Source organism: Pseudomonas sp. AC239, assembly GCF_979258545.1.
On the sequence record NZ_OZ409864.1, the window covers coordinates 4110074 to 4132777 of the forward strand.

The 22704-nt window shown below is 59.2% G+C and carries 21 protein-coding genes and 4 tRNA genes; 20 read left to right on the forward strand and 5 right to left on the reverse strand.

Annotation, left to right across the window (positions count from 1 at the left end; all coding sequences use genetic code 11):
- Positions 1-101 precede the first annotated feature (101 nt).
- The 14 genes from accD to ACZ0AZ_RS18655 all read left to right on the forward strand — a co-directional run bounded on the left by accD (position 102) and on the right by ACZ0AZ_RS18655 (position 13859).
- On the forward strand, positions 102-1022 hold the full coding sequence (gene accD / locus ACZ0AZ_RS18590; protein ID WP_016773939.1) for an acetyl-CoA carboxylase, carboxyltransferase subunit beta: 921 nt from the start codon (positions 102-104) through the stop codon (positions 1020-1022).
- The gene (gene folC / locus ACZ0AZ_RS18595) at positions 1019-2326 is read left to right on the forward strand and encodes a bifunctional tetrahydrofolate synthase/dihydrofolate synthase (protein ID WP_463537864.1); all 1308 of its coding nucleotides are present in this window, start codon (positions 1019-1021) and stop codon (positions 2324-2326) included. Before accD ends, folC begins: the two co-directional genes overlap by 4 nt.
- The gene (locus tag ACZ0AZ_RS18600; protein ID WP_039762054.1) at positions 2310-2972 is read left to right on the forward strand and encodes an SPOR domain-containing protein; all 663 of its coding nucleotides are present in this window, start codon (positions 2310-2312) and stop codon (positions 2970-2972) included. Before folC ends, ACZ0AZ_RS18600 begins: the two co-directional genes overlap by 17 nt.
- Positions 2973-3070: 98 nt before the next feature.
- Entirely contained in the window at positions 3071-3631 is a 561-nt protein-coding gene (locus tag ACZ0AZ_RS18605; RefSeq protein WP_016773942.1) for a CvpA family protein, read from the forward strand.
- Positions 3632-3672: 41 nt separating this feature from the next.
- Positions 3673-5178: an amidophosphoribosyltransferase gene (purF, locus tag ACZ0AZ_RS18610; RefSeq protein WP_016773943.1), complete on the forward strand. Its 1506-nt coding sequence runs from the start codon at positions 3673-3675 to the stop codon at positions 5176-5178.
- A 68-nt stretch (positions 5179-5246) separates the two neighbouring features.
- Entirely contained in the window at positions 5247-6458 is a 1212-nt protein-coding gene (locus tag ACZ0AZ_RS18615) for an O-succinylhomoserine sulfhydrylase (RefSeq protein ID WP_129999125.1), read from the forward strand.
- Positions 6455-7231 carry an SDR family oxidoreductase gene (locus ACZ0AZ_RS18620; RefSeq protein WP_463537865.1) on the forward strand — a complete coding sequence of 259 codons (777 nt, stop codon included), beginning with the start codon at positions 6455-6457 and terminating at the stop codon, positions 7229-7231. The genes ACZ0AZ_RS18615 and ACZ0AZ_RS18620 overlap by 4 nt, the downstream gene beginning before the upstream one ends.
- A gap of 186 nt (positions 7232-7417) precedes the next feature.
- Positions 7418-7493, forward strand: a tRNA-Val gene (locus ACZ0AZ_RS18625).
- Positions 7494-7548: 55 nt separating this feature from the next.
- Positions 7549-7625: transfer RNA gene (locus ACZ0AZ_RS18630), tRNA-Asp, on the forward strand.
- Positions 7626-7718: 93 nt separating this feature from the next.
- A tRNA-Asp gene (locus ACZ0AZ_RS18635) sits at positions 7719-7795 on the forward strand.
- Between the two features lie 489 nt (positions 7796-8284).
- Positions 8285-11116, forward strand: coding sequence for a xanthine dehydrogenase family protein molybdopterin-binding subunit (locus ACZ0AZ_RS18640; protein WP_463537866.1), 2832 nt, complete (start codon positions 8285-8287; stop codon positions 11114-11116).
- Positions 11109-11648 carry a (2Fe-2S)-binding protein gene (locus tag ACZ0AZ_RS18645; protein WP_016773947.1) on the forward strand — a complete coding sequence of 180 codons (540 nt, stop codon included), beginning with the start codon at positions 11109-11111 and terminating at the stop codon, positions 11646-11648. Before ACZ0AZ_RS18640 ends, ACZ0AZ_RS18645 begins: the two co-directional genes overlap by 8 nt.
- Before the next feature lie 2 nt (positions 11649-11650).
- On the forward strand, positions 11651-12886 hold the full coding sequence (locus ACZ0AZ_RS18650; RefSeq protein WP_129999122.1) for a c-type cytochrome: 1236 nt from the start codon (positions 11651-11653) through the stop codon (positions 12884-12886).
- Between the two features lies 1 nt (position 12887).
- On the forward strand, positions 12888-13859 hold the full coding sequence (locus ACZ0AZ_RS18655) for an XdhC family protein (protein WP_463537867.1): 972 nt from the start codon (positions 12888-12890) through the stop codon (positions 13857-13859).
- Positions 13860-13902: 43 nt separating this feature from the next.
- On the opposite strand, the gene ACZ0AZ_RS18660 is transcribed toward ACZ0AZ_RS18655, so the two are convergent.
- Positions 13903-15186: an NAD(P)/FAD-dependent oxidoreductase gene (locus ACZ0AZ_RS18660; protein ID WP_463537868.1), complete on the reverse strand. Its 1284-nt coding sequence runs from the start codon at positions 15184-15186 to the stop codon at positions 13903-13905.
- 183 nt (positions 15187-15369) lie between these two features.
- Between ACZ0AZ_RS18660 and ACZ0AZ_RS18665 the strand changes: the two genes are divergently transcribed.
- From ACZ0AZ_RS18665 to ACZ0AZ_RS18675, 3 genes are all read left to right on the forward strand, one after another.
- A tRNA-Val gene (locus ACZ0AZ_RS18665) sits at positions 15370-15446 on the forward strand.
- 245 nt (positions 15447-15691) lie between these two features.
- A complete protein-coding gene (locus tag ACZ0AZ_RS18670; protein ID WP_039762066.1) occupies positions 15692-16120 on the forward strand; it encodes a hypothetical protein in 429 nt (142 codons plus the stop codon).
- A 785-nt stretch (positions 16121-16905) separates the two neighbouring features.
- Positions 16906-17361, forward strand: a complete 456-nt coding sequence (locus tag ACZ0AZ_RS18675; RefSeq protein ID WP_463537869.1) for a DUF2214 family protein — start codon at positions 16906-16908, stop codon at positions 17359-17361.
- A 219-nt stretch (positions 17362-17580) separates the two neighbouring features.
- Here the strand turns inward: ACZ0AZ_RS18675 and csrA are convergent, their stop codons facing one another.
- Entirely contained in the window at positions 17581-17775 is a 195-nt protein-coding gene (gene csrA / locus ACZ0AZ_RS18680; RefSeq protein WP_003179932.1) for a carbon storage regulator CsrA, read from the reverse strand.
- A gap of 250 nt (positions 17776-18025) precedes the next feature.
- Between csrA and ACZ0AZ_RS18685 the strand changes: the two genes are divergently transcribed.
- Entirely contained in the window at positions 18026-18391 is a 366-nt protein-coding gene (locus ACZ0AZ_RS18685; protein WP_039762070.1) for an SPOR domain-containing protein, read from the forward strand.
- 85 nt (positions 18392-18476) lie between these two features.
- On the opposite strand, the gene ACZ0AZ_RS18690 is transcribed toward ACZ0AZ_RS18685, so the two are convergent.
- The 3 genes from ACZ0AZ_RS18690 to ACZ0AZ_RS18700 form a co-directional block, all read right to left on the reverse strand.
- The gene (locus ACZ0AZ_RS18690; RefSeq protein ID WP_024012402.1) at positions 18477-19166 is read right to left on the reverse strand and encodes an endonuclease; all 690 of its coding nucleotides are present in this window, start codon (positions 19164-19166) and stop codon (positions 18477-18479) included.
- 4 nt (positions 19167-19170) lie between these two features.
- Positions 19171-19440 (reverse strand): DUF1654 domain-containing protein, encoded by a 270-nt coding sequence (locus ACZ0AZ_RS18695; protein WP_016774035.1) that lies wholly within the window; start codon positions 19438-19440, stop codon positions 19171-19173.
- 196 nt (positions 19441-19636) lie between these two features.
- Positions 19637-20725 carry an asparaginase gene (locus ACZ0AZ_RS18700; protein ID WP_039762072.1) on the reverse strand — a complete coding sequence of 363 codons (1089 nt, stop codon included), beginning with the start codon at positions 20723-20725 and terminating at the stop codon, positions 19637-19639.
- Between the two features lie 334 nt (positions 20726-21059).
- Between ACZ0AZ_RS18700 and ACZ0AZ_RS18705 the strand changes: the two genes are divergently transcribed.
- Entirely contained in the window at positions 21060-21506 is a 447-nt protein-coding gene (locus ACZ0AZ_RS18705; RefSeq protein WP_039762074.1) for a hypothetical protein, read from the forward strand.
- Positions 21507-21705: 199 nt separating this feature from the next.
- Complete coding sequence (locus ACZ0AZ_RS18710; protein ID WP_039762075.1) at positions 21706-22662, forward strand: sugar ABC transporter substrate-binding protein; 957 nt, start codon at positions 21706-21708, stop codon at positions 22660-22662.
- Positions 22663-22704: the final 42 nt, after the last annotated feature.

Genomic DNA, 22704 nt, shown 5'->3' on the forward strand with positions numbered 1-22704 from the left:
GACTCTTCATCAATCATCGCCACACACATGAATTTAGCTCAAGGGCATACGCGGGGCTGCGAACCAAAGCGTTCGGGCCGCCGGTACTGGAGAAAGAAAGCATGAGCAACTGGTTAGTAGACAAACTGATCCCTTCGATCATGCGCTCGGAGGTCAAGAAGAGCTCGGTGCCTGAAGGTCTTTGGCACAAATGCCCATCCTGCGAGGCGGTGTTGTACCGTCCGGAACTGGAAAAGACCCTGGACGTTTGCCCCAAGTGCAACCATCACATGCGCATCGGCGCACGTGCGCGCATCGACATTTTCCTCGATCCGGAAGGCCGCAACGAACTGGGTGCTGACCTGGAGCCGGTTGACCGTCTGAAATTCCGCGACGGCAAGAAGTACAAGGATCGTCTGGTTGCCGCGCAGAAGCAGACCGGCGAAAAAGACGCGCTGATCTCGGTCAGCGGTACCCTGCTGGGCATGCCGGTGGTGGTTTCGGCGTTCGAATTCAACTTCATGGGCGGTTCCATGGGCGCCATCGTCGGCGAGCGCTTCGTTCGCGCTGCCAACTACGCACTGGAAAACCGCTGCCCGATGATCTGCTTTGCCGCCTCCGGTGGCGCGCGCATGCAGGAAGCGCTGATCTCGCTGATGCAGATGGCCAAGACCTCGGCCGTGCTGGCACGTCTGCGTGAAGAAGGCATTCCGTTCATTTCCGTACTGACCGACCCGGTCTACGGCGGTGTTTCCGCCAGTCTGGCGATGCTTGGCGACGTTATCGTTGGCGAACCGAAGGCTCTGATCGGCTTCGCCGGTCCGCGTGTGATCGAGCAGACCGTGCGCGAAAAACTCCCGGAAGGCTTCCAGCGCAGCGAATTCCTGCTGGAGCACGGCGCCATCGACATGATCATCCACCGTCAGGAACTGCGCCCGCGTCTGGGTAACCTGCTGGCGCAGATGACCGGCAAGCCGACGCCGAAATTCGTCGCCGCGCCGATCGAACCGATCGTGGTGCCGCCGGTGCCTGCCAACGTATGACCCAGCGCACCCTTGGTGAATGGCTCGCCTACCTCGAGCAGTTGCATCCGTCGGCCATCGACATGGGCCTGGAGCGTTCGCAACAGGTAGCGTCCCGCATGGGGCTGGGCCAGCCGGCGCCTCGGGTGATCACGGTCACCGGCACCAACGGCAAGGGTTCGACCTGCGCGTTCGTGGCTTCGTTGCTACGCGCGCAGGGCCTGAGCGTTGGTGTCTACAATTCTCCGCACCTGCTGCGTTACAACGAGCGGGTGCAGCTCAACGGCGTCGAAGCCACTGACGCCCAGCTGTGTGAGGCCTTCGCTGCGGTCGAGGCAGGCCGCGGCGACACTTCCCTGACTTACTTCGAAATGGGCACTCTGGCGGCGTTCTGGCTGTTCCAACAGTCCGCGCTTGACGCTGTGGTGCTTGAAGTCGGGCTGGGCGGGCGTCTGGACACGGTCAATGTGGTTGATGCCGATATCGCGCTGGTCACCAGCATTGGTGTCGATCACGCCGATTATCTGGGCGATACCCGCGAATCCGTAGCCTACGAGAAAGCTGGAATTTTCCGCCAGGGCAAGCCAGCCTTGTGTGGCGATCTGAATCCTCCACAACCACTGCTCGACAAGGCGCGCGAACTGGCTTGCCCGTTTTTCCTGCGTGGTCGCGATTTCGATCTCGGTATCACCGAGCAGCATTGGCAATGGCGCGGCACCGATGCGCAGGGCCAAGTGGTCGAGTTGCGTGACTTGCCGTTGCTCGATCTGCCAATGGAAAACGCCGCGCTGGCGCTGCAAGCCTTTCTGCTGACGGGTTTGCCGTGGAGCGCCGAACAGGTTGTCGCGGCGCTGCAGGCGACGCGCGTGGTCGGGCGCCTTGATCGTCGTTCATTTGAGTGGAATGGCAAGCGCCTGAATCTGTTGCTGGACGTTGGTCACAACCCGCACGCCGCTGAATATCTCGGCCGCCGTCTGGCGGCGCGGCCGCCGGTTGGCAAGCGTTTGGCGGTATTCGGCCTGCTGGCGGACAAGGATCTCGATGGTGTTGTTGGCGAATTGAATGCTAGTGTCGCGCATTGGGCTGTCGCGCCGCTGGATTCGCCGCGCGCGCGTCCCGTGGCTGAACTTGAGGCAGCGCTGCAGAACCTTGGCGCTTCGGTTACGTCTTACGCCAGCGTTGCGGCCGCTCTGGAAGGGCAGTGCGCGGTTGCGACCAGCGACGACGAGATTCTCTTGTTCGGATCATTTTATTGTGTCGCCGAGGCCCTTGAATGGCTGGTCCGGCGCTCCACGGAGGAAGCGGCAAATGGCTTTGCTGGATAAAGCGTACAAGCAGCGCATGGTTGGCGCGTTGGTGCTGGTGGCGCTGGCGGTGATCTTCCTGCCGATGCTGTTTTCCCGTCAGGACGAGCAGCGTCAGGTGATCGTCGAGGCCCCGGCTGCGCCTCAGCCTTCGGCCATGCCGCAAGTGCAAATGGATCCGGTCGCCGTGCCTGAGCCGCAGGCTTTGCCACAGGAGCCGGTGCCAACGGACGAGGAGGTCGCTGAAGAAGCGGTGCCTGCTGCTCCGGCTGCTGCTCCGGCCGCCCCGGCACCGACCATCCCGGCGCAGATTGCGCGCCCGGCAACGCCGCCACCGGTGGCCAAGCCGATTCCGGCGCCGGCCCAGCCGATCACCTCCGCAACCAGCAAACCTGATGCCACGCAGAGCCGCGTCGATGCCAACGGTCTGTCGGTGAGCTGGTCGGTGCAACTGGCCAGCCTGTCGAGCCGCGCCAGCGCCGAAAGCCTGCAGAAGAACCTGCGCAGTCAGGGTTATAACGCCTACATTCGTTCGGCGGATGGCAAGAATCGGGTTTTCGTCGGTCCGCTGATCGAGCGTGCCGAGGCCGATCGTTTGCGTGATCTGCTGAGCCGTCAACAGAACCTCAAGGGCTTCGTTGTCCGTTTTCAGCCTGAACGTGGCTGAAATCTATCACCTCGATTGAAAAGCACTGACAATCGCAGCTTACCGACAGCCATGCGCTCTGCTAAAATGCGCCGCCTTATCCGTCTGTAGGCTGCACTGTGCCATTTACCTGGGTTGACTGGGCGATCGTTGCAATCATCGCCATCTCCGCATTGATCAGTCTGAGCCGCGGCTTCGTAAAAGAAGCGTTATCGCTGCTGACCTGGATCATCGCAGGAGCGGTTGCCTGGATGTTTGGTGGCTCACTGTCCGAGTACCTCGCCGGATACATCGAAACCCCATCGGCTCGCGTGATCGCGGGCTGTGCCATCATGTTTGTCGCCACACTGATCGTGGGCGCAATGATCAATTATCTTATCGGCGAGTTGGTTCGCGTCACCGGGTTGTCCGGGACCGATCGATTCCTTGGCATGGCCTTCGGCGCAGCGCGTGGCGTGTTGCTGGTGGTCGTGGCGGTCGGGCTGTTGAGCCTGGGGCCGGTACAGCAGGACGGGTGGTGGAAAGAATCACAGCTCGTGCCCAAGTTTCTATTGGTCGCCGACTGGTCCAAAAACCTGATACTCGGGTGGAGCAGTCAGTGGCTTGCCAGCGGAATCAGCGTACCCGCTGAGATTCCGTTCAAGGAGCAGCTCTTGCCGACGGCGAAAACGCCTCAGTGAGTGTTGCTCAGTTCAGATCCATTAAGTAGGGGTTGCGTCGCATGTGTGGCATCGTCGGTATCGTCGGTAAGTCGAACGTCAATCAGGCGCTGTATGACGCGCTAACCGTGCTCCAGCACCGCGGCCAGGACGCTGCCGGTATCGTGACCAGCCATGATGGCCGGTTGTTCCTGCGCAAGGATAATGGCCTGGTGCGTGACGTGTTCCAGCAGCGTCACATGCAGCGTCTGGTCGGCCACATGGGTATCGGCCACGTCCGTTACCCGACTGCCGGCAGCTCGACGTCGGCCGAAGCCCAGCCGTTCTACGTCAACTCGCCTTACGGCATCACCTTGGCGCACAACGGTAACCTGACCAACGTTGAACAGTTGGCCAAAGAAATCTACGAATCCGATCTGCGTCACGTCAACACCAGTTCCGACTCGGAAGTGCTGCTCAACGTGTTCGCCCACGAGCTGGCCCAGCGCGGCAAGCTGCAGCCGACCGAAGAAGACGTGTTCGCCGCCGTGACCGACGTGCATAACCGTTGCGTCGGTGGTTACGCCGTTGTGGCGATGGTCACCGGTTACGGCATCGTCGGTTTCCGCGATCCGCACGGTATCCGCCCGATCGTGTTCGGCCAGCGTCACACTGACGAAGGCGTCGAGTACATGATCGCCTCAGAAAGCGTTTCCCTGGACGTGCTCGGTTTCACCCTGATCCGCGACCTCGCGCCGGGCGAAGCGGTGTACATCACCGAAGATGGCAAACTGCACACCCGTCAGTGCGCAACCAACCCGTCGCTGACCCCGTGCATTTTCGAACACGTCTACCTGGCGCGTCCGGACTCGATCATCGACGGCGTGTCGGTGTACAAAGCACGTCTGCGCATGGGCGAGAAGCTTGCCGAGAAGATCCTGCGCGAGCGCCCTGAGCACGACATCGACGTGGTCATCCCGATTCCGGACACCAGCCGTACCGCAGCGCTGGAACTGGCCAATCACCTTGGCGTGAAATTCCGCGAAGGCTTCGTCAAGAACCGTTACATCGGCCGCACCTTCATCATGCCGGGCCAGGCCGCACGCAAGAAGTCGGTACGCCAGAAGCTCAACGCCATCGAGCTGGAATTCCGTGGCAAGAACGTGATGCTGGTCGATGACTCGATCGTGCGCGGCACCACTTGCAAGCAGATCATCCAGATGGCCCGCGAAGCCGGCGCGAAAAACGTCTACTTCTGCTCGGCGGCACCTGCGGTGCGCTTCCCGAACGTCTACGGTATCGACATGCCGAGCGCTCACGAACTGATCGCGCACAACCGTTCGACTCAGGACGTGGCCGATCTGATCGGCGCTGACTGGCTGATCTATCAGGACTTGCCTGACTTGATCGAAGCGGTCGGTGGCGGCAAGATCAAGATCGAGCACTTCGATTGTGCGGTGTTCGACGGCAAGTACGTGACCGGTGACGTCGACGAGGCTTACCTGAACAAGATCGAACAGGCGCGCAACGATGCCTCGAAGGTCAAGACCCAGGCAGTCAGTGCGATCATCGATCTGTACAACAACTGAGTTTCCACCGGCCCTGAGGGGCCGGTTTTGTATCTGATATTTATTGTTCGTGAACAAAGGAGAGCAGCATGAGTCAGGAATGGGATGCCGGTCGGCTGGACAGCGACCTCGAAGGCGTAGCGTTCGATACCCTGGCCGTCCGTGCCGGTCAGCACCGCACGCCGGAAGGCGAACACGGTGACCCGATGTTCTTCACCTCCAGCTACGTGTTCCGCACCGCTGCCGATGCGGCGGCGCGGTTTGCCGGCGAAGTGCCGGGCAACGTTTATTCGCGTTACACCAACCCGACCGTGCGCGCGTTTGAAGAGCGCATCGCCGCGCTGGAAGGTGCGGAGCAGGCCGTCGCCACGGCAACCGGCATGGCTGCGATCATGGCGGTGGTGATGAGCCTGTGCAGTGCGGGCGATCACGTGCTGGTGTCGCGCAGCGTGTTCGGCTCGACCATCAGCCTGTTCGAGAAGTACTTCAAGCGCTTTGGCGTCGAAGTCGATTACGTACCGCTGGCCGATCTGTCGGGGTGGGATGCGGCAATCAAATCCAATACCAAACTGCTCTTTGTCGAATCGCCGTCCAATCCGTTGGCCGAACTGGTGGATATCGCCGCACTGGCAGAAATCGCGCATGCCAAGGGCGCGCAGCTGGTGGTCGACAACTGCTTCTGCACTCCAGCGTTGCAGCAGCCGCTGAAGCTCGGCGCGGACATTGTCGTGCACTCGGCGACCAAGTTCATCGACGGTCAGGGTCGCTGCATGGGCGGCGTTGTCGCCGGTCGCGGTGAACAGATGAAAGAAGTGGTGGGTTTCCTGCGGACCGCCGGGCCGACCCTCAGCCCGTTCAACGCGTGGATCTTCCTCAAAGGCCTTGAGACCCTTAACCTGCGCATGAAAGCTCACTGCGCCAACGCCCAGGCGCTGGCCGAATGGCTGGAGCAGCAGGACGGCATCGAGAAAGTCCATTACGCCGGCCTCAAGAGCCATCCGCAGCACGAGTTGGCCCAGCGCCAGCAGAAGGGCTTCGGTGCGGTGGTCAGCTTCGAGGTCAAGGGCGGCAAAGAAGGCGCCTGGCGCTTTATCGATGCCACACGGTTGATTTCGATCACTGCCAACCTCGGTGACAGCAAAACCACCATCACCCATCCGAGCACCACCTCCCACGGCCGTCTGGCGCCGCAGGAACGTGAAGCGGCAGGCATTCGTGACAGCCTGATCCGCGTCGCGGTCGGTCTGGAAGATGTGGCTGACCTGCAGGCCGACCTGGCGCGCGGTCTGGCGGCGTTGTGATCGAGTTGTCCACACCGGCGGCCAATACCAATGGCCGCGTGGCGCTGGTCACCGGCGCTGCACGCGGGATCGGCCTCGGAATTGCCGCTTGGCTGCTCAGCGAAGGCTGGCAGGTGGTGCTGACCGATCTCGATCGGGCGCGAGGTTCGAAAGTGGCGAAGGTGCTCGGCGAGAACGCCTGGTTCATCGCCATGGACGTCGCAGACGAAAATCAGGTCGCGCTGGGCGTGGCCGAGGTGCTGGGGCAGTTTGGTCGCCTTGATGCACTGGTCTGCAATGCAGCGGTGGCCGATCCGCACAACATCACCCTGGAAAGCCTCGATCTGGCTTATTGGAATCGGGTGCTGGCGGTAAACCTCAGCGGGCCGATGTTGCTGGCCAAGCACTGTGCGCCGTATCTGCGTGCGCACAACGGTTCGATCGTCAACCTGGCCTCGACCCGTGCGCGACAGTCGGAGGCGGACTCTGAGGCGTATGCGGCGAGCAAGGGCGGGCTGCTGGCGCTGACCCATGCGCTGGCAATCAGCCTTGGGCCGGAAATCCGCGTGAACGCAGTCAGTCCGGGCTGGATCGACGCGCGTGATCCCTCGGTGCGTCGCGCCGAACCTTTGGCCGATGCCGATCATGCCCAGCATCCGGCCGGCAGGGTAGGGACGGTCGAGGACGTGGCGGCGATGGTGGCGTGGTTGCTGTCGAGGAATGCCGGGTTTGTCACCGGCCAAGAGTTCGTCGTCGACGGCGGCATGACCAAGAAAATGATTTACGAGCAGTAGCAGCTTCAAGCTTCAAGCGGCAAGCGGCAAGCAGAAGCATGATGGTAGTGTGCCTGCTTTCGCTGATCTTGCTTTTTCTTGAAGCTTGCAGCTTGCAGCTAAAATCTGTTTTTGAAAAAAACTCTAATCCTGCTATTGACTTAGCTTCGCCACCTGCGTAAATTTCGCGGCCTCGGAGATGCAAACGGGTGATTAGCTCAGCTGGGAGAGCGTCTGCCTTACAAGCAGAATGTCGGCGGTTCGATCCCGTCATCACCCACCACTCCCGAGAAGCTTGCGCAAGCAAGAGAGTAGGCTGAAAGTGCCTGCACCGACGCGCAGCGGTAGTTCAGTCGGTTAGAATACCGGCCTGTCACGCCGGGGGTCGCGGGTTCGAGTCCCGTCCGCTGCGCCATATTTTACGAATCAGATTTATCTGATTCGCGATTGCCAGGCACCGAAGCCGGCAATCAAAACGAGTTACTTGAGCGCAAGCTCAAAGCGATACGCAGCGGTAGTTCAGTCGGTTAGAATACCGGCCTGTCACGCCGGGGGTCGCGGGTTCGAGTCCCGTCCGCTGCGCCATATCTGTTTCAAGGACCACTGAACGCCTTGAAGCGCCGAAACCAGTCATCGGCTGAATCGGATCGATAGCAAAGACCCTGGTCGAAAGACCGGGGTTTTTTGTGTCTGAAATTTGGTTATTCCTATTCCTCGCTCCTGAAGCCAATGCAAATTCCTGTGGGAGCGAGCCTGCTCGCGAAAGCGTCTGCACATTCAAAATCTGTATTGCCTGAAAATCGCTTTCGCGAGGAGGCTCAATCCACCATAGGCACGCTCTGTCGTCTCGGCGGATCGGATGCGGTGCCACGTCGCATTGATTTTTTTGATTATTTAGTCAGGTTTTTGTAACTGGTTGTTTGCTGCGGGCGCAGAAACCTTTAAAGTTAACCTTTCGGTCAGCTTTGCACTGTCAACACAGCTCTTTGCTTCGCCAGAAAGAGCTTCTGCACGACTCGAGATCCCCAGTAGATAACCACAAGGGCGGACCTATAACCGCCCAGAGGATGATCCATGTCCAATCGTGAAATATCCCGGCGCTCGTTCCTCCAGGGCGGGCTGGTGGCGGGTGTGAGCGTTACGCTTACGCCGCTCAGCAGTCAGGCGCTGGCTGCCTTGATGGAAAACAGCGTCACCGTGCCGTCCGAGAAATGGCTCGGCAATAACGGCAAGGCGCGTCAACGCAACGATGCGCTTTCCAAGGTCTGTGGCAGCAAGGTCTTCGCCCGCGACATCCGTGCCAAGGACATGCCCGGCTGGCCTGAGCAACAGGGCCACGCGATGCTGCTGAAAACCATCAAGGCTGACCGCATCTACGCCGGCTACGATCTGTCGTGGCTCGGCACTGATCTGCAGCCGGACCGCATCGTTACCGCTGCCGATCTGGACAAGGACGGTATCGTCTTCCCCGAAGAGCACGCGCCTGATCCGTTGCTGCCGGAAGGCAAAGTGCCGATGTTCATCGGTCACCCGGTAGCGATCCTGATCTGGAACGACTTCGAGCGTTTCCGTCAGGCCAAGAATCAACTCAAATTCAATGACAAAGCGATTCGTTACGGCGCCAAAGTGCCGTTCTACGAAGGCGATCCCTACGGCAGCTTCCGCTACGTGCGCGTCGGCGGCGCCACTTCGGCGGACGAAGACGAGTTCGCCAGCCTCAAGGATTCGATTCTGTTCCCGATGCTGAAGAACCGCCGGCCGGTGTGGAATGCATCGCCGAACCTGCATGGCAACCTCACCGAGCGCGGCCTGTTCTACGCCGATCGCATGAAGCAGGAAATCGACACGCCGCCGGATAACTGGCTGGTGTTCGATGAGCGCTACAAGACGCCGTCGATCGAACCGGCCGCCCTCGAGCCGGACAACGGTAACGGCTGGTACGACCCGAAAACCAAAACCCTGCATTTCGTCGTTGCGACGCAGTGCCCGCTGGAGGTTGCGACCGAGACCGCGAAGATGATCGGGCCGTCGCGTTTTGGCCTGGCCAATCTGAACATGCACCCGGGCTATACCGTCGGGTACGGCTCCAAAGACCACAACATTTTTGTCTACTACGCAGCCTTGGCCGCGCTGTACGGCGCCGGCGTGCCGGTGCGTCTGGCCAACGACCGCTACGAGCAATTCCAGAGCGGCATCAAGCGTCACCCGTTCGACATCCGCTACCAGTTGGCCGTGGACAAGACCGACTACACCTTCAAGATCTTCCGCGCGGAAATGAGCGTCGACGGTGGCGGCCGGGTCAACTACAGCCCATCGGTGGCGGCGGTTGGCGCCACGGCTGCGCAGTCGATCTACTACATGCCGCAGAACGACCTGCAGGTCACCGCCTATCATTCGCGCGCAGTCGAAGCGGGTTCGATGCGCGGTTACGGCACCCTGCAGAGCATGGCGGCGACCGAAATGATGGTCGACGAGATCGCCAATCGTCTGGGTGTCGACGCGATCGATTTGCGCCGTCGCAACGCCCTGCGTTCGGGGATGAAAAACACCCAGGGTGCAATCCCGGCCGGTGCACTGCGCCTGCACGAAATTCTCGACAAGGCCTCGGTGCACGAGGTCTGGAAAAACCGCGACGCGATCAAGCAACAGCGTGAAGCGGCAGATCCGGATAACTGGTACGGCATCGGTTTCGCCATCTGCCAGAAAGACTTCGGCACTGGCTCCGAAGCGCCGATGGCCAGCATCGCATTCACCGCAGACGGGCGCATCATTCTGCGCCACATCGGCATCGAAATCGGTACCGGCATGTCCACCTCGCAAGCCCTGGTCGTCGCGGATTTCCTCGGCAGCCCGGCGCACGAGGTGAAAACCGGCGAAACCGAATGGCAGGAAATGCAGCTGATCACCAGCGGCAACCCGTACATCATGAGTCAGGCCGAGCAGGACAATCTGCTGCGCAACCCGCGCTGGGTCGGCAAGCTGGCGTCGGCGTCTTCGGCGACCAACTCCGCCTATTACTTCAGCCATGCGACTCGTGAAGCGGCGCGCGTGCTGTTCAACCATGGTTTGTGGCCGGCGGCACTGGAGATCTGGCGCCAAGGTCCGTACGGCGGCCAGGCCAACCCTTACGTGGTGCGCCGCGAAGATGCGCATTGGGTCGATGGCAAGCTGACCGCCAACGGCATGCAGCCGCTGAGTTTCGAAGAACTGGCCAAGCGCGCCCACGAGCGCGGTCTGGTGACGGGCGCTACGGTGCATGGTTTCAACCGCTGGAGCTGGGCCGAGGCCGAGTACAGTATCGACGGCGTGCGCGAGCGCCTGCCGCTCGACGGTCTGGCGGTGAAATACGGCGATGGCGCGCCGCAAGCGAAGAAAGCGCAGATGAACAGCGCCGGCTTCCATCTGCTCGATCGGCAGAACGTCAACTACCCGGTAGTGCAGTTGAACAACGCTGCCGTGACCTATTACAGCCCGGTCGCGACGCTGGTCGAGTTGAAGGTCAACAAAGGCTCGGCGGAAGTTCAGGTGCTCAACCACCATTCGTGGATCGAGTGCGGTCGTGTGCTGGTTGAAGAGTTGGTCAAGGGCCAGCTCGAAGGCGGTATCGCCATGGGTATTGGCCATGCGCTGATGGAAGAGATGCCGTTGTACGAAGGCGGGCCGGGGGAGGGTGACTGGAACTTCAACCGTTACCGTCTGCCGATGGCGCGTCACGTTGCGGTGTGGAAGCAGACTGCGGAGATCCTGCCGCCGCTGTCGCCGAGCGATCCGTCCAAGGGCATCGCCGAAGTGGTGATGATCCCGATTGTCGGTGCCATCGGTAACGCCGTGGCGCACGCCATCGGTAAACGTGTTCGTGACTTGCCTATTACCGCTGCGCGCATCAAGGAGGCCCTCAATGGCTAACCGTCCGCTTCAACTGACCCTCAATGGTCAATCCGTCGGCCCGGTGGACATCCCTGATGACCTGCCGATGATCGACTATCTGCACGAATACAAAAATCTCACCGGCTCGCGTCTGGGCTGCGGTCAGGGGATCTGCCACGCCTGTGTGGTGATCGTCGACAACCCCGACGGCACCAGCGAAGAAGTGCGCACCTGTATTACCGGTGCGCATTACTTCGAGGGCAAGAAAGTGCGCACGATTGAAGGCCATGCCACTCGCGACGAGCAGGGCCAGGTCACCGAGCTCAATCCGATCCAGCAGCGCTTTGTCGACGAGTTCGCTTTCCAGTGCAGCTACTGCGCGCCAGGCTTCGTCAACGCCGCGACGGTGTTGGTCGAGAAGCTGCAGCGCCAGCCGATCGTCAAAAGTCAGCTGGAACAGGTGATCGAGGACAGCCTCGGCCATCACGTCTGCCGCTGCACTGGCTACGTGCGTTATTACAACGCCACGCGCAACGTGTTGACCGATCTCGGCCTGGTTAAGGAGGGTTGAGCATGAAGCGTTTACTGACCCGCCTGACTTTCGCGGTCGGACTGGCTGCGCCGCTTTTGGCGGCCCACGCCGACGATCAGATCAAGCGCGGCGAATACCTCGCTCGCGCCGCCGACTGCATGGCTTGCCACACCGCACCGGGTGGCGCGCCATATGCCGGCGGCCTGCCGATCGTCTCGCCATTCGGCACGATCTACGGCACCAACATCACCCCGAGCAAAGAGCACGGCATCGGTCTGTACAACGATGACGAGTTCTTCGCTGCGCTGACCGAAGGCAAGCGTCGCGACGGTGCGAATCTGTACCCAGCGATGCCGTACACCTCGTATCACCTGATGCCGCGCGCCGATTCCGATGCGATTCACGCGTATCTGAAAACCGTCGAGCCGATCGAACGCGCCGCACCGGTGACCAGCCTGAGCTTTCCGTTCAATGTGCGTCTGGGCCTGACCGGCTGGAACATGATCTATGGCAAAGACGTCAAGCTGGAACCGGCGGAAGGCAAGAGTGAGACGTGGAAGCGCGGCCAGTACATGGTCGACGTTCTCGGTCACTGCGGCGAATGCCATACGCCACGCGGCCTGCCCGGTGCGATGCAAATGGACAAGCGCATGACCGGCGGCATCCTCAATGGTTATCTGGCGCCGAGCCTGCTGGCTACCGACCTGGCCGAGCGTGGCTGGAATCAGCAGGATCTGAGCACGTTTCTCAAGCACGGCATGAGCGCGCAAGGGACGATGTTCAACGAGATGTTCCCGGTATTTCACAACAGCACTCAAGGTCTGAGCGATGCTGATCTGGCAGCAATGGCGACATTCCTTCTCGGCGAGCAACCGGCGCCGGCCAAAGAACTCGTCGAGGTGCCGCTGGACAAGCTCAGCCCAAGTGCGCAGCGCGGCCGTCAGGAATACCTGAACGTCTGCGCCGGTTGCCACGCGGCTGGCGGTGAAGGCAAGCCGCACATCGCCGTGGCCATGCGCGGCAACACCACGTTGCGTCTGGAAGATCCGCGCAATCTGTTGCGAGTGATCGAGGACGGTATCGGTGAACAGAAGTTCTCCGGGTTCGAGCACATGCAGCCGATGCCGGGGTTTGCTGAAAAGCTCAGTCCTGAGCGACTGACCGATCTGCTCAACTATCTGCGTCAGGGTTGGGGCGGGCAGGGCGCTGAGCTGGCGGTGAGTGAAGTGCAGAAGCTGCAAGCCGACGCGCCGAGCGTCGAGCACAAGGCCCACTGATATGCAGCATCTCGATCTGCAGGTGGTGCGTCGGGCGCTGGAATGGTCGGTGGCCGGGCAGCGCATCTGGCTGTGCACGGTGCTGGCCACCTACGGCTCGGCACCGCGTGCGCCGGGTTCGCTGCTCGCGGTGAATGAAGGCGGGCAGTGGATCGGCTCGCTGTCGGGCGGTTGCGTCGAGGAGGATTTTCTTCAGCGCGTCGCCGAAGGTGCGTTTCTCGAAGCGGTCAGCGTCGTGCGTTATGGCGAAGGCGATGATCCGCGTTCGCGGGTCAGCCTGCCTTGTGGCGGCATTCTCGATGTGTTGGTGGAGAAACTTGACGCCGACTGCGCGGTGCAGGCGCATCTGCGTGAACTGGAGTCGGCGCTGCTGGGGCAGCGTCGTCTGCTTCGCGAAGTCGATCTGGCCAGCGGTGCGCGCGCTCTGTTCGCTGATCGCGAGCAGGGCGCGCGGATCGAGCGTGAGATCGATCGGGTGCGCATCCGTATCGGCGCGGCGCAGCGCTTGTTGCTCGCTGGCTATTCCAGTGTGGCGCAGGCCTGTGCCGAGTTCGCGGTGGGGCTTGGCTTTGAAGTGATTCTCTGCGATCCGCGCGATGAAGTGCTTGAAGGTGTGGTGCTCAATGGCGTGGAGATCCGTCGGCAGTTGCCTTCGGTGTTCATTGCCGACGGTGGCTGCCATCGCGACACGGCAGTGGTGGCGCTGACCCACGATCCGCGTATCGACGATCTGGCGATGATGGAAGCGGTGCGCACCGAGGCGTTTTACATAGGTGTGATGGGATCGCAGCAGACGTCGCATAAGCGCTTCGAGCGCTTGCGCCGCATTGGCGGTCTGGGTGAGGCGGAGCTGGCGCGGATTCATGCCCCGATTGGTCTTAACCTTGGCAGCAAGACGCCGGCGGAAATTGCGCTGGCTGTACTGGCGGATATCCTGCGGATTCGTAGTGGGATCGCCCGGGATCAGCTCTGAGCTTTATGCAGAAATGAAGAGGGCCGCGATTTGCGGCCCTTTTTTACATCCCGAATTTATCGCGCAGTCCGTAATACCAGGCGCCCAGCGCGGCAAACGGTGTGCGCAGCAATTGCCCGCCGGGGAAGGGATAGTGCGGCAGGTCGGCAAAGGCATCGAAGCGCTCGGCCTGACCGCGCAACGCTTCGGCGAGGACCTTGCCCGCCAGGTGAGTGTAGGTGACGCCGTGACCGCTGCAGCCCTGCGAGTAATAGATGTTGTCGCCCAGGCGCCCGACCTGCGGCAAGCGCGACAGGGTCAGCAGGAAGTTGCCGGTCCAGGCGTAGTCGATCTTCACGTCCTTGAGTTGCGGGAACGCCTTGAGCATCTTCGGGCGGATGATCGCTTCGATGTTCGCCGGATCGCGAGCGCCATAAACCACGCCGCCGCCGAAGATCAAGCGCTTGTCGGCGGTGAGGCGGTAGTAGTCGAGGAGATAGTTGCAGTCCTCCACGCAGTAATCCTGCGGCAATAGCGCCTTCGCCAGCTCATCGCCCAGTGGCTCGGTAGTGATCACTTGAGTGCCGCACGGCATTGATTTGGCCGCCAGTTCCGGCACCAGATTACCGAGGTAGGCGTTGCCGGCGACGATGATGAACCTGGCCCTGACCTTGCCCTGCGGTGTATGCACAACCGGATTGGCACCGCGCTCGATGCGCACGGCAGGTGATTGCTCATAGATAGTGCCGCCGAGAGATTCGACTGCCGCCGCTTCGCCAAGCGCCAGGTTTAGCGGATGGATGTGTCCGCCGCTCATATCGAGCATGCCACCGACGTATTGATCGCAACCCACCACTTCACGGATGCGGCGTTGATCCATCAGTTCAAGTTGGGTGTGGCCGAAGCGCTCCCAAAGGCGCTTTTGCGATTCCAGATGCCCCATCTGTTTGGCGGAGAGGGCGGCGAATACACCGCCGTCTTTCAGGTCGCACTGGATGTTGTATCTGGCCACGCGCTCGCGAATGATCCGGCCACCTTCAAAGGCCATTTCACCGAGCAATTGCGCCTGCTTGGGGCCAACGGTGCGTTCGATGACATCGATGTCGCGGCTATAGCTGTTGACGATCTGTCCGCCGTTCCGCCCCGAAGCGCCAAAACCGACCTTGGCCGCTTCCAGCACCGTCACGCGAAAGCCGTTTTCCAGCAGGAACAAGGCAGAGGAAAGCCCGGTATACCCGGCGCCGATCACACAGACGTCCCTCTCCACATCATCCTGCAGCACGGGACGGGGCGGTACGGCATTGGCCGACGCAGCGTAATAAGACTCTGGGTATTGGGTGTTCGCCATCCTGCCGCCTCTGTTTAATATATTTTACGAGTGCGTCGATCCTACCCGAGTTGAAAAACCTCCGCCAGCCACCGGAAAATCTTCGTCGCTGAGGCGAAATTAAATATTTTGCATATTCATAGGGTTAGGTGAAAAAAAGGTGTTGACACCCCTCCGGAATTCCGTAGAATGCCGCCTCACAGCAGGCACGTAGCTCAGTTGGTTAGAGCACCACCTTGACATGGTGGGGGTCGTTGGTTCGAGTCCAATCGCGCCTACCAAACAAAATCCGCTCTGCTGGGCGGTCTGGAAGGGCTCACCGAAAGGTGGGCCCTTTTTTGTTGTCTGCGATTTGCAAAACTTTTGCAAAACCCATTTCAGAAAGCCAGTTGGGCGCCTGCTTCAACGCAGTCGCTCGTCCTGTCGCCCTGTCGTCCTGTCCCTGTGTCACCTTGGGCTGCAGTTAGAAGCAAAGTGGGTATTACGCCTATCGGTGATATCATTGCGCCTCATTTATGGAGGCAAGATGAAAGTTGAACACTGGCGAGGCTGGGAGCCTGAGTGGCTCAAGCTGACCGAACACTATGCAAGCGCTCCGCCGGGACCGGGTGCGTACATCATTTGCGCAGACAGGGAGATTCAGCGCGCAATCGGTGCGGACGAGCATGGCATTTTGACCATTGGCGAATCCGAAAATTTACGCCGCCGTTTGGCCGCATTCGTGCGGTGCGCGAAAAATCCGGGCGCTGCTGGTCATATGGCGGGATGGCGATTCAATTACGCATCCTTCGAGCAGGTTTTCCCTTTGGAGTCGTTGTGGGTGAGCTGGTATCCAACGCCGGACAAGGCGACGGCTTACGCTAAAGAAGGACAGATGCTGGCGCTTTACCTGGCGGAGCACTTCGAGCTTCCACCACTCAACTACAAGTTCAATTGGCCGAAGCTGGAAGCTTGATGATGCGGCGCTTTGGCTTCTGACGCCACAAGGTCAACAACCTTATAAACTGCTGTGTTTTCTGAAACCTGTCAAAGGAATGAATCAGTGACTAACAATCACACTGTTATTTGCCCTCACTGCCTGAATGAGGTGCCATGGGGGGCGCAAGTCTGCCGGGGTTGCCAAGCCGAGGTGAGCTATGGCACGCCACAAGGCGTCGCAATCTTCTTTCTGATCATTTGCGTTGTTGCTGGATGGTGGGGGGCCAAGTTGGTTCATACCTTCATCACCACGAACTCGGCAGTGCTGTGGTTCGTATTCGGGGCGATATTCCTGGCAGCCGGGCTTGCCTCACGAAAGCTTTGCAAGCGACTCTACAGCGGCAAAACGGTTTTCCGCCGCTTCTATCGAAAGTAGTTCGCTGCCGGTATCCAAGCCCAGCCTTGCGCTGGGCTTTGTTTTTTTTCCGCGCACTGAGAGGGAGCGATACAAAGCGCTTTTTTGGTGCGCTTTTTAGCCCTCGTTCATAAAAAATATCCGGATATCCAAAGAGTTACAGAGTTCAATCTCCAACCAGTTATCGAAAAAGCCTTGTTGCAAGTTGGGAATTTAAGTAACATTCGTCCCGCGTTCACCACCACGGTTTATGCATTTTTAAATCCCAAGCTTCCATCAGCTGCTTGGGATTTTTTTTGCCTGCGATTTGGCGTTTGGCATCGGTTCCCCTTCACCCGCGCGCGAAGCGCCGTTATTTCGTCTACTACTGTCAGCTGATTTTCATCTCTTTATAAGGGGGCACTTCGATGCTGAGCCAGTGGATCCTTGCGGCTGTTCATCTATTCGCGTTTGCCTTGGCTTTCTGGGCGGTGCTGACGCGCGGTACAGCGCTCAGCCAGCTCTCGGCGGGCACGGGAGAGGTCAAGCGCGATCTGCTCGCGGATAACCTGTGGGGGCTTTCAGCTTTAACACTGCTTATCACCGGAGCGATGCGTGCGTTTGGTGGTTACGAGAAAGGCTCTGACTATTACCTGCATCAGCCGCTGTTTCATCTGAAGATGACGTTGTTTGTGCTGATCCTGCTGATAGAGCTTGCGCCCATGATCACACTGATCAAATGGCGCATCGCATCATCGCGCGGGGTAGCGCTTGATAGCGGACGTGCGAAATTGTACGCGCGAATCAGTCATGTTGAAGCGCTGCTGCTGATCATGATAATGGTCGCGGCGACAGGCATGGCGCGTGGCGTGATATTCGCTTAGAAGGCGGAATTCTCCGCGCTCTATCGGAAACGTCCGACAGCCAGCTCCAGGAGTGAAAGGTAATATCGGCGCAAGAAAGGAGGAAGGGGCAAGTGAAGGGAGTCAGCATGCTTCAGGCGCCGTGCCCAGCGGGGTGAAATGCGGATGGCTAAACGGCGCGTGAATCTTTAGCCAGTCTTGCGCGACGGCAAAACGACTGGCTACGTGAGGCGGTGTGGCTCAGGGGGTTTGCGGCTTGTCCGGAGCGGTCAGGCCGGCCTGGATGCGTTGGTAAATTTCTTCACGATGCACTGCCACGTTTTTCGGAGCGTTGATGCCGATGCGAACCTGTTGGCCGCTGACTCCGAGGATGGTGATCGTGATGTCATCACCAATGTTTATGCTTTCACCGACTTTGCGGGTGAGTATCAGCATGGTCTTCTCCTTGATTGCTTTGTAGGGCACCTGATTCAGACAGTGCAGAGGTCGGTGGTATCTATAGATTAGTGCGAAGTCTCACGGTTTGGGTGCCTCTTTCTGACGCGCAGATGCGGCATTAATTCCCAGGGCGTAACTATACAGAGGCTGCAATCATCATTCTCGTTGTTTTGCGCCCATTTTGCGGGGCTCGCGAAGTATTTATGAATGATAAGATCGCCGCTTTACGAATTCCGAGGAAAGCGTTGTGCGCAAATTGGTTTGGCTGGTAGCGGCACTGGCATTGGCAGGCTGCGGTGAAGGCAAGAATGTAGATGCGCCGAAGCCTGAGACGAAGGTCGCGGCAACGCCGGCGGCCGCTGCGCCACAGTGGGATCTGGAAGTGCGTGGCGAAACGCCTCAGGCAGTCAGTGACCTGAGCGGCTGGTTGATCGAGCACGCTTTCGTTCCGACGGTCGTCAAGGACGGCAGTGGTAAAACACGAATTCTGATCGGTCCGTTCAATTCTCAGGCTGACGCCGAAGCGCGCAAGGTGCAGGTCGATGCGGCGTTGGTAAAAGCCAAGAAACAGAACATTGAGTCAGTGGTGATTGAGCATCCGCTTACGCCATAAACGAAGCGCCTTCAACGCAGGTTGAACGCCGGACATGAAAAAGGCCTCGAGCATAGCGCTCGAGGCCTTTCTATTTGTGCTGCAATCAACCGCAGGCTTTCAGATTTACCGAGCCGACAAACTCATTGCCTCGTCCCATCACGCACGCCACGCTTTGATTACGCTGACGCTCCCAGTCCTGCACCGGATATGTCTTGTCCCACGCCTCGTACAACTGCCGATCCTGCTTCGATAGGCGCAGTCCGTATTGTTTGCTCATATAAAAATACGTGCGGGCGATCATGCCGCGAATCGAAGGGCGGGGCATGACTTTCTTCGCTTTGAAATCGACCTGCGTCAGGCAGGAACCGTACTGGCCCGATTGTACCGGCAACCAGCCGTAGCTGAAGTTGCTGCGGTCACCGTTGACCTCGCCAATGCTCGGCACCAGGTTGTGCAAATCAGCTTCGGCCTTTTGATACACCGGATCGTAGCGGGTGCAATTCTTGCGTCCGCCTTGTTGCCAGCACTGTCGCTGGTGACCGATCTGCCAGGCCGGCACGATGTGCTCCCATTCGATTCTCGATGCGCGTTTGGCGTTCTTGCGCGGCACATAACCGCAAGCCTTCAGATCGACCTTGTTACCGGTGTACTTGCAGCCGCAATAAAACTCGGTGGACTGCGGTGCGTAAAGTTTCCACGCGGCTTTCTTGGCTTCCGAAAAGGTTCGTGGGGCGCCAGCCTGGGCGCCCATGGCGAAAAACAACAACAGCAAAGCAACACAGCGGACACTCATTGAATCAATCTTCCTTCGGCACAACCCAAAAAATCTGCACGCCACCGTCATCGCGATAAGCGAGGGTAACGTTGTCGTTCTCGTCGATTTCCTCGAGCAAGCGCTCCCAGTCGTCCATTGGCTCATCCGGCAAACGGAAAATCAGTGCGGCTTTGGCTTTTTGTGCGGTGGGGGAATTGATGATTTTCTGAACGCGCATACCCATGCGTTCGTAAGCGTCAGGAGCAGCAGGAGAGGTGGCCACGAGGTTATCCTTATTAAGCTGTACGTGCATACAGTATTTAACTGTAAGCGATTTCGCAACTGCTTAAAATTCAAGAAAATCCTCTGACAGCGTGTTTCCGATTTTGGTGTAGGACTCGGCAAGTTTTTTGTGGGAAAAATGCTTGAACGGTGTAAGCCGGGCACCACCTGCCAAGCTGACAGGTGGTGCGCAATGCCCGATCGAGAACTGATCAGGCGAAGGTCAATCAATACTCCCAGAACATCCGCTGCAGTTCTTTGCTGTCGTTGGTCTTGGTCAACGCGACCATCGCCAGGATGCGGGCTTTTTGCGGGTTCAGGTCGTGAGCGACAACCCAGTCGTATTTATCGTCAGGCTGTTCGGCGTTACGCAGGACAAAGCCGCCGGCGTTGACGTGGGACGAACGAATGATCTGCACGCCATCCTTGCGCAGGGCTTGCAGGGACGGGACCACACGCGAAGACACCGAGCCGTTGCCAGTGCCGGCGTGGATGATCGCCTTGGCACCGGATTGCGCCAACGCCTTGTAGGCGGTATCGCTGACGTTGCCGTAGGAGTAGGCGATTTCTACATCAGGCAGACTCTTGATGTTCTTGATGTCGAATTCCGAATCCATGGTGTGACGCTTGGCCGGCAGGCGGAACCAGTAGGATTTGCCTTCGACGACCATGCCCAGCGGACCCCAGGCGCTTTTGAACGCTTCGGTCTTGATGTTGATCATTTTGCTGACGTCGCGACCGGACTGGATCTCGTCGTTCATGGTCACCAGCACGCCTTTGCCGTGCGCTTCTTTGCTGCTCGCCACGGCGACGGCGTTGTACAGATTAAGCATGCCGTCTGCCGACATGGCAGTGCCCGGACGCATCGAGCCGACGACGATGATTGGCTTGTCGGTCTTTTCAACCAGGTTCAGGAAGTACGCGGTTTCTTCCAGTGTGTCTGTACCGTGGGTAATGACGATACCATCGACGTCCTTGCTGTCTGCCAGCTCGGAAACTCGACGACCCAATTGCAGCAGGTTGTCATTAGTGATGCTTTCCGAAGCGATCTGCATGACTTGCTCGCCACGCACGTTGGCCAGTTTGCTCAGCTCGGGAATGCCGGCGATCAGTTGTTCGATGCCGACCTTGGCCGCTTGATAGGTGGCACTGTTGGCAGCACTTGCCCCGGCGCCGGCGATGGTGCCGCCCGTTGCCAGTACAACGACGTTGGCCAGTTTGGTCTGGGTTTCGACTTCTTTTGCCTGAAGGGCGGTGGGCAGGAGCAGGAGGAGGGCCAATGCGCCCGGAACCAAGGTATTGAAAGCAGATTTCATTATTTTTCTCTCTAGTCGTAGACGGTGCTGATGCAGGTTCATCTAGATGCGCCCCAAGCCGATCTGAATGCTTGAGGTGCAACGAAGGGAGCAGGATTCATACCATGCGTAATGTGCCTGCGGAAAATGTTTAACTCGATGATTTAAATCAACATTTGTCTGGAGTCAGAACATTCTTGCAGACCGTTCCATCCGGTATTCCGAACAACGGACGGATTCGTGTTCGGCTCACCGATGGGCAACCGCTAAACGCCTGCTGAATAGCAAATACCCGCTAAAGAAATGCGCGCCCGGGCCGATGCGTCCTCAAGGAAACCAAATCTTAGGAGTTCACATGTCACTGACGGTCGGTTTTGCCAATCCCGCTGCAGTCACCATCGGCGGTAAAACTGCAGCGACAATCAACACCCTGAACGATGCGACCAATGAGGCATCGGCGCAGGCGCTGGGTACCGAGAAAACCGAAACAAATCAGGTCAGGACCGGCGGCGGGCCTGTGCAGGAAGACAGCAAGGCCGAGAGCGGCGGCAATCAGAGCGTCACGGTCAAGACGTTGCTCAAGCGCATGCAGGAGTTGCAGAAGCAGCTTCAGGAACAGCAACAGCAATTGGCAGCAGCGCAGGCTGCGAGCTATCCAACTCCAGAAGCCAAGTCCCAGGCGATCATGTCCATCCAGGGACAGATCGCGCAGACCAGCGCGGCAATGACCGAAGTCGCGGGCGCGCTGGTCAAGGAAATGTCCAAGGGCGCCAGTGGTGGGCTGGTCAACACCACTGCTTGATCTGTCGATTTGGGCGAGTCAGCGATTCGCCCTACAACAGATGACGATTTGTGATTGTTGACAAATGTCGGCGGGATTCTCATAGTTCGGTCTACGCAAACGTTTGCGCGGCTTGGAAGGGCATTTTCTCCCGGAGCTGTGACGTAGCTTACGTCAGCGCAAACGTTGCTCACAATAATCATAAGATCGGAGTGAACCCATGAAGCTGCCCTTCGCCGCACGTCTTCTTGCTGTCGCTATGCTGGCTGCCACAGCCGCCGCACTACCTGTCTCCTCGGCGTTCGCCGAATCCGCAGAAAAACCCAAAGTCGCGCTGGTCATGAAATCTTTGGCCAACGAATTCTTCCTGACCATGGAAGACGGCGCCAAGGCCTACCAGAAAGAACACTCCGCCGATTTCGATCTGATTTCCAACGGTATCAAAGACGAAACCGACACCGCCGGGCAGACCCGCATCGTCGAACAAATGATCCTGGCCAAGGTGAACGCGCTCGTGATCGCACCTTCAGACTCCAAAGCCATGGTGCCAGTGATCAAGAAGGCCGTAGACGCCGGTATCACGGTGATCAACATTGATAACCAGCTCGATCCTGCCGTGGTCAAAAGCAAAAACATCAACGTCCCGTTCGTAGGTCCGGACAACCGCAAGGGTGCTCGTCTGGTCGGCGAATACCTCGCCAAGCAACTCAAGGCGGGCGACCAGGTCGGCATCATCGAAGGCGTGTCCACCACCACCAACGCGCAGGCACGCACGGCCGGTTTCAAGGACGCGATGGACGCTGCACAGATCAAAGTAGTCTCGCTGCAATCCGGTGACTGGGAAATCGACAAGGGCAACAAGGTTGCCGCTTCGATCCTCAGTGAATACCCGGACGTCAAAGCGCTGCTGGCCGGTAACGACAGCATGGCGGTCGGCGCCGTTTCCGCAGTCCGTGCTGCCGGCAAGGCAGGGCAGGTAAAAGTCGTCGGTTACGACAACATCAATGCGATCAAGCCGATGCTCAAGGACGGCCGCGTGCTGGCGACAGCTGACCAGTTTGCTGCGAAACAAGCAGTGTTCGGCATCGAAACCGCATTGAAGATCATCAAGGGCGAGAAAGTCGACAGCGGTGCCAACGGCGTAATCGAAACACCGGTCGAGCTGGTCACCCAGTAAGTCATCTGGCGACACAACGGCGCTCGTCCGTCCGGGCGAGCG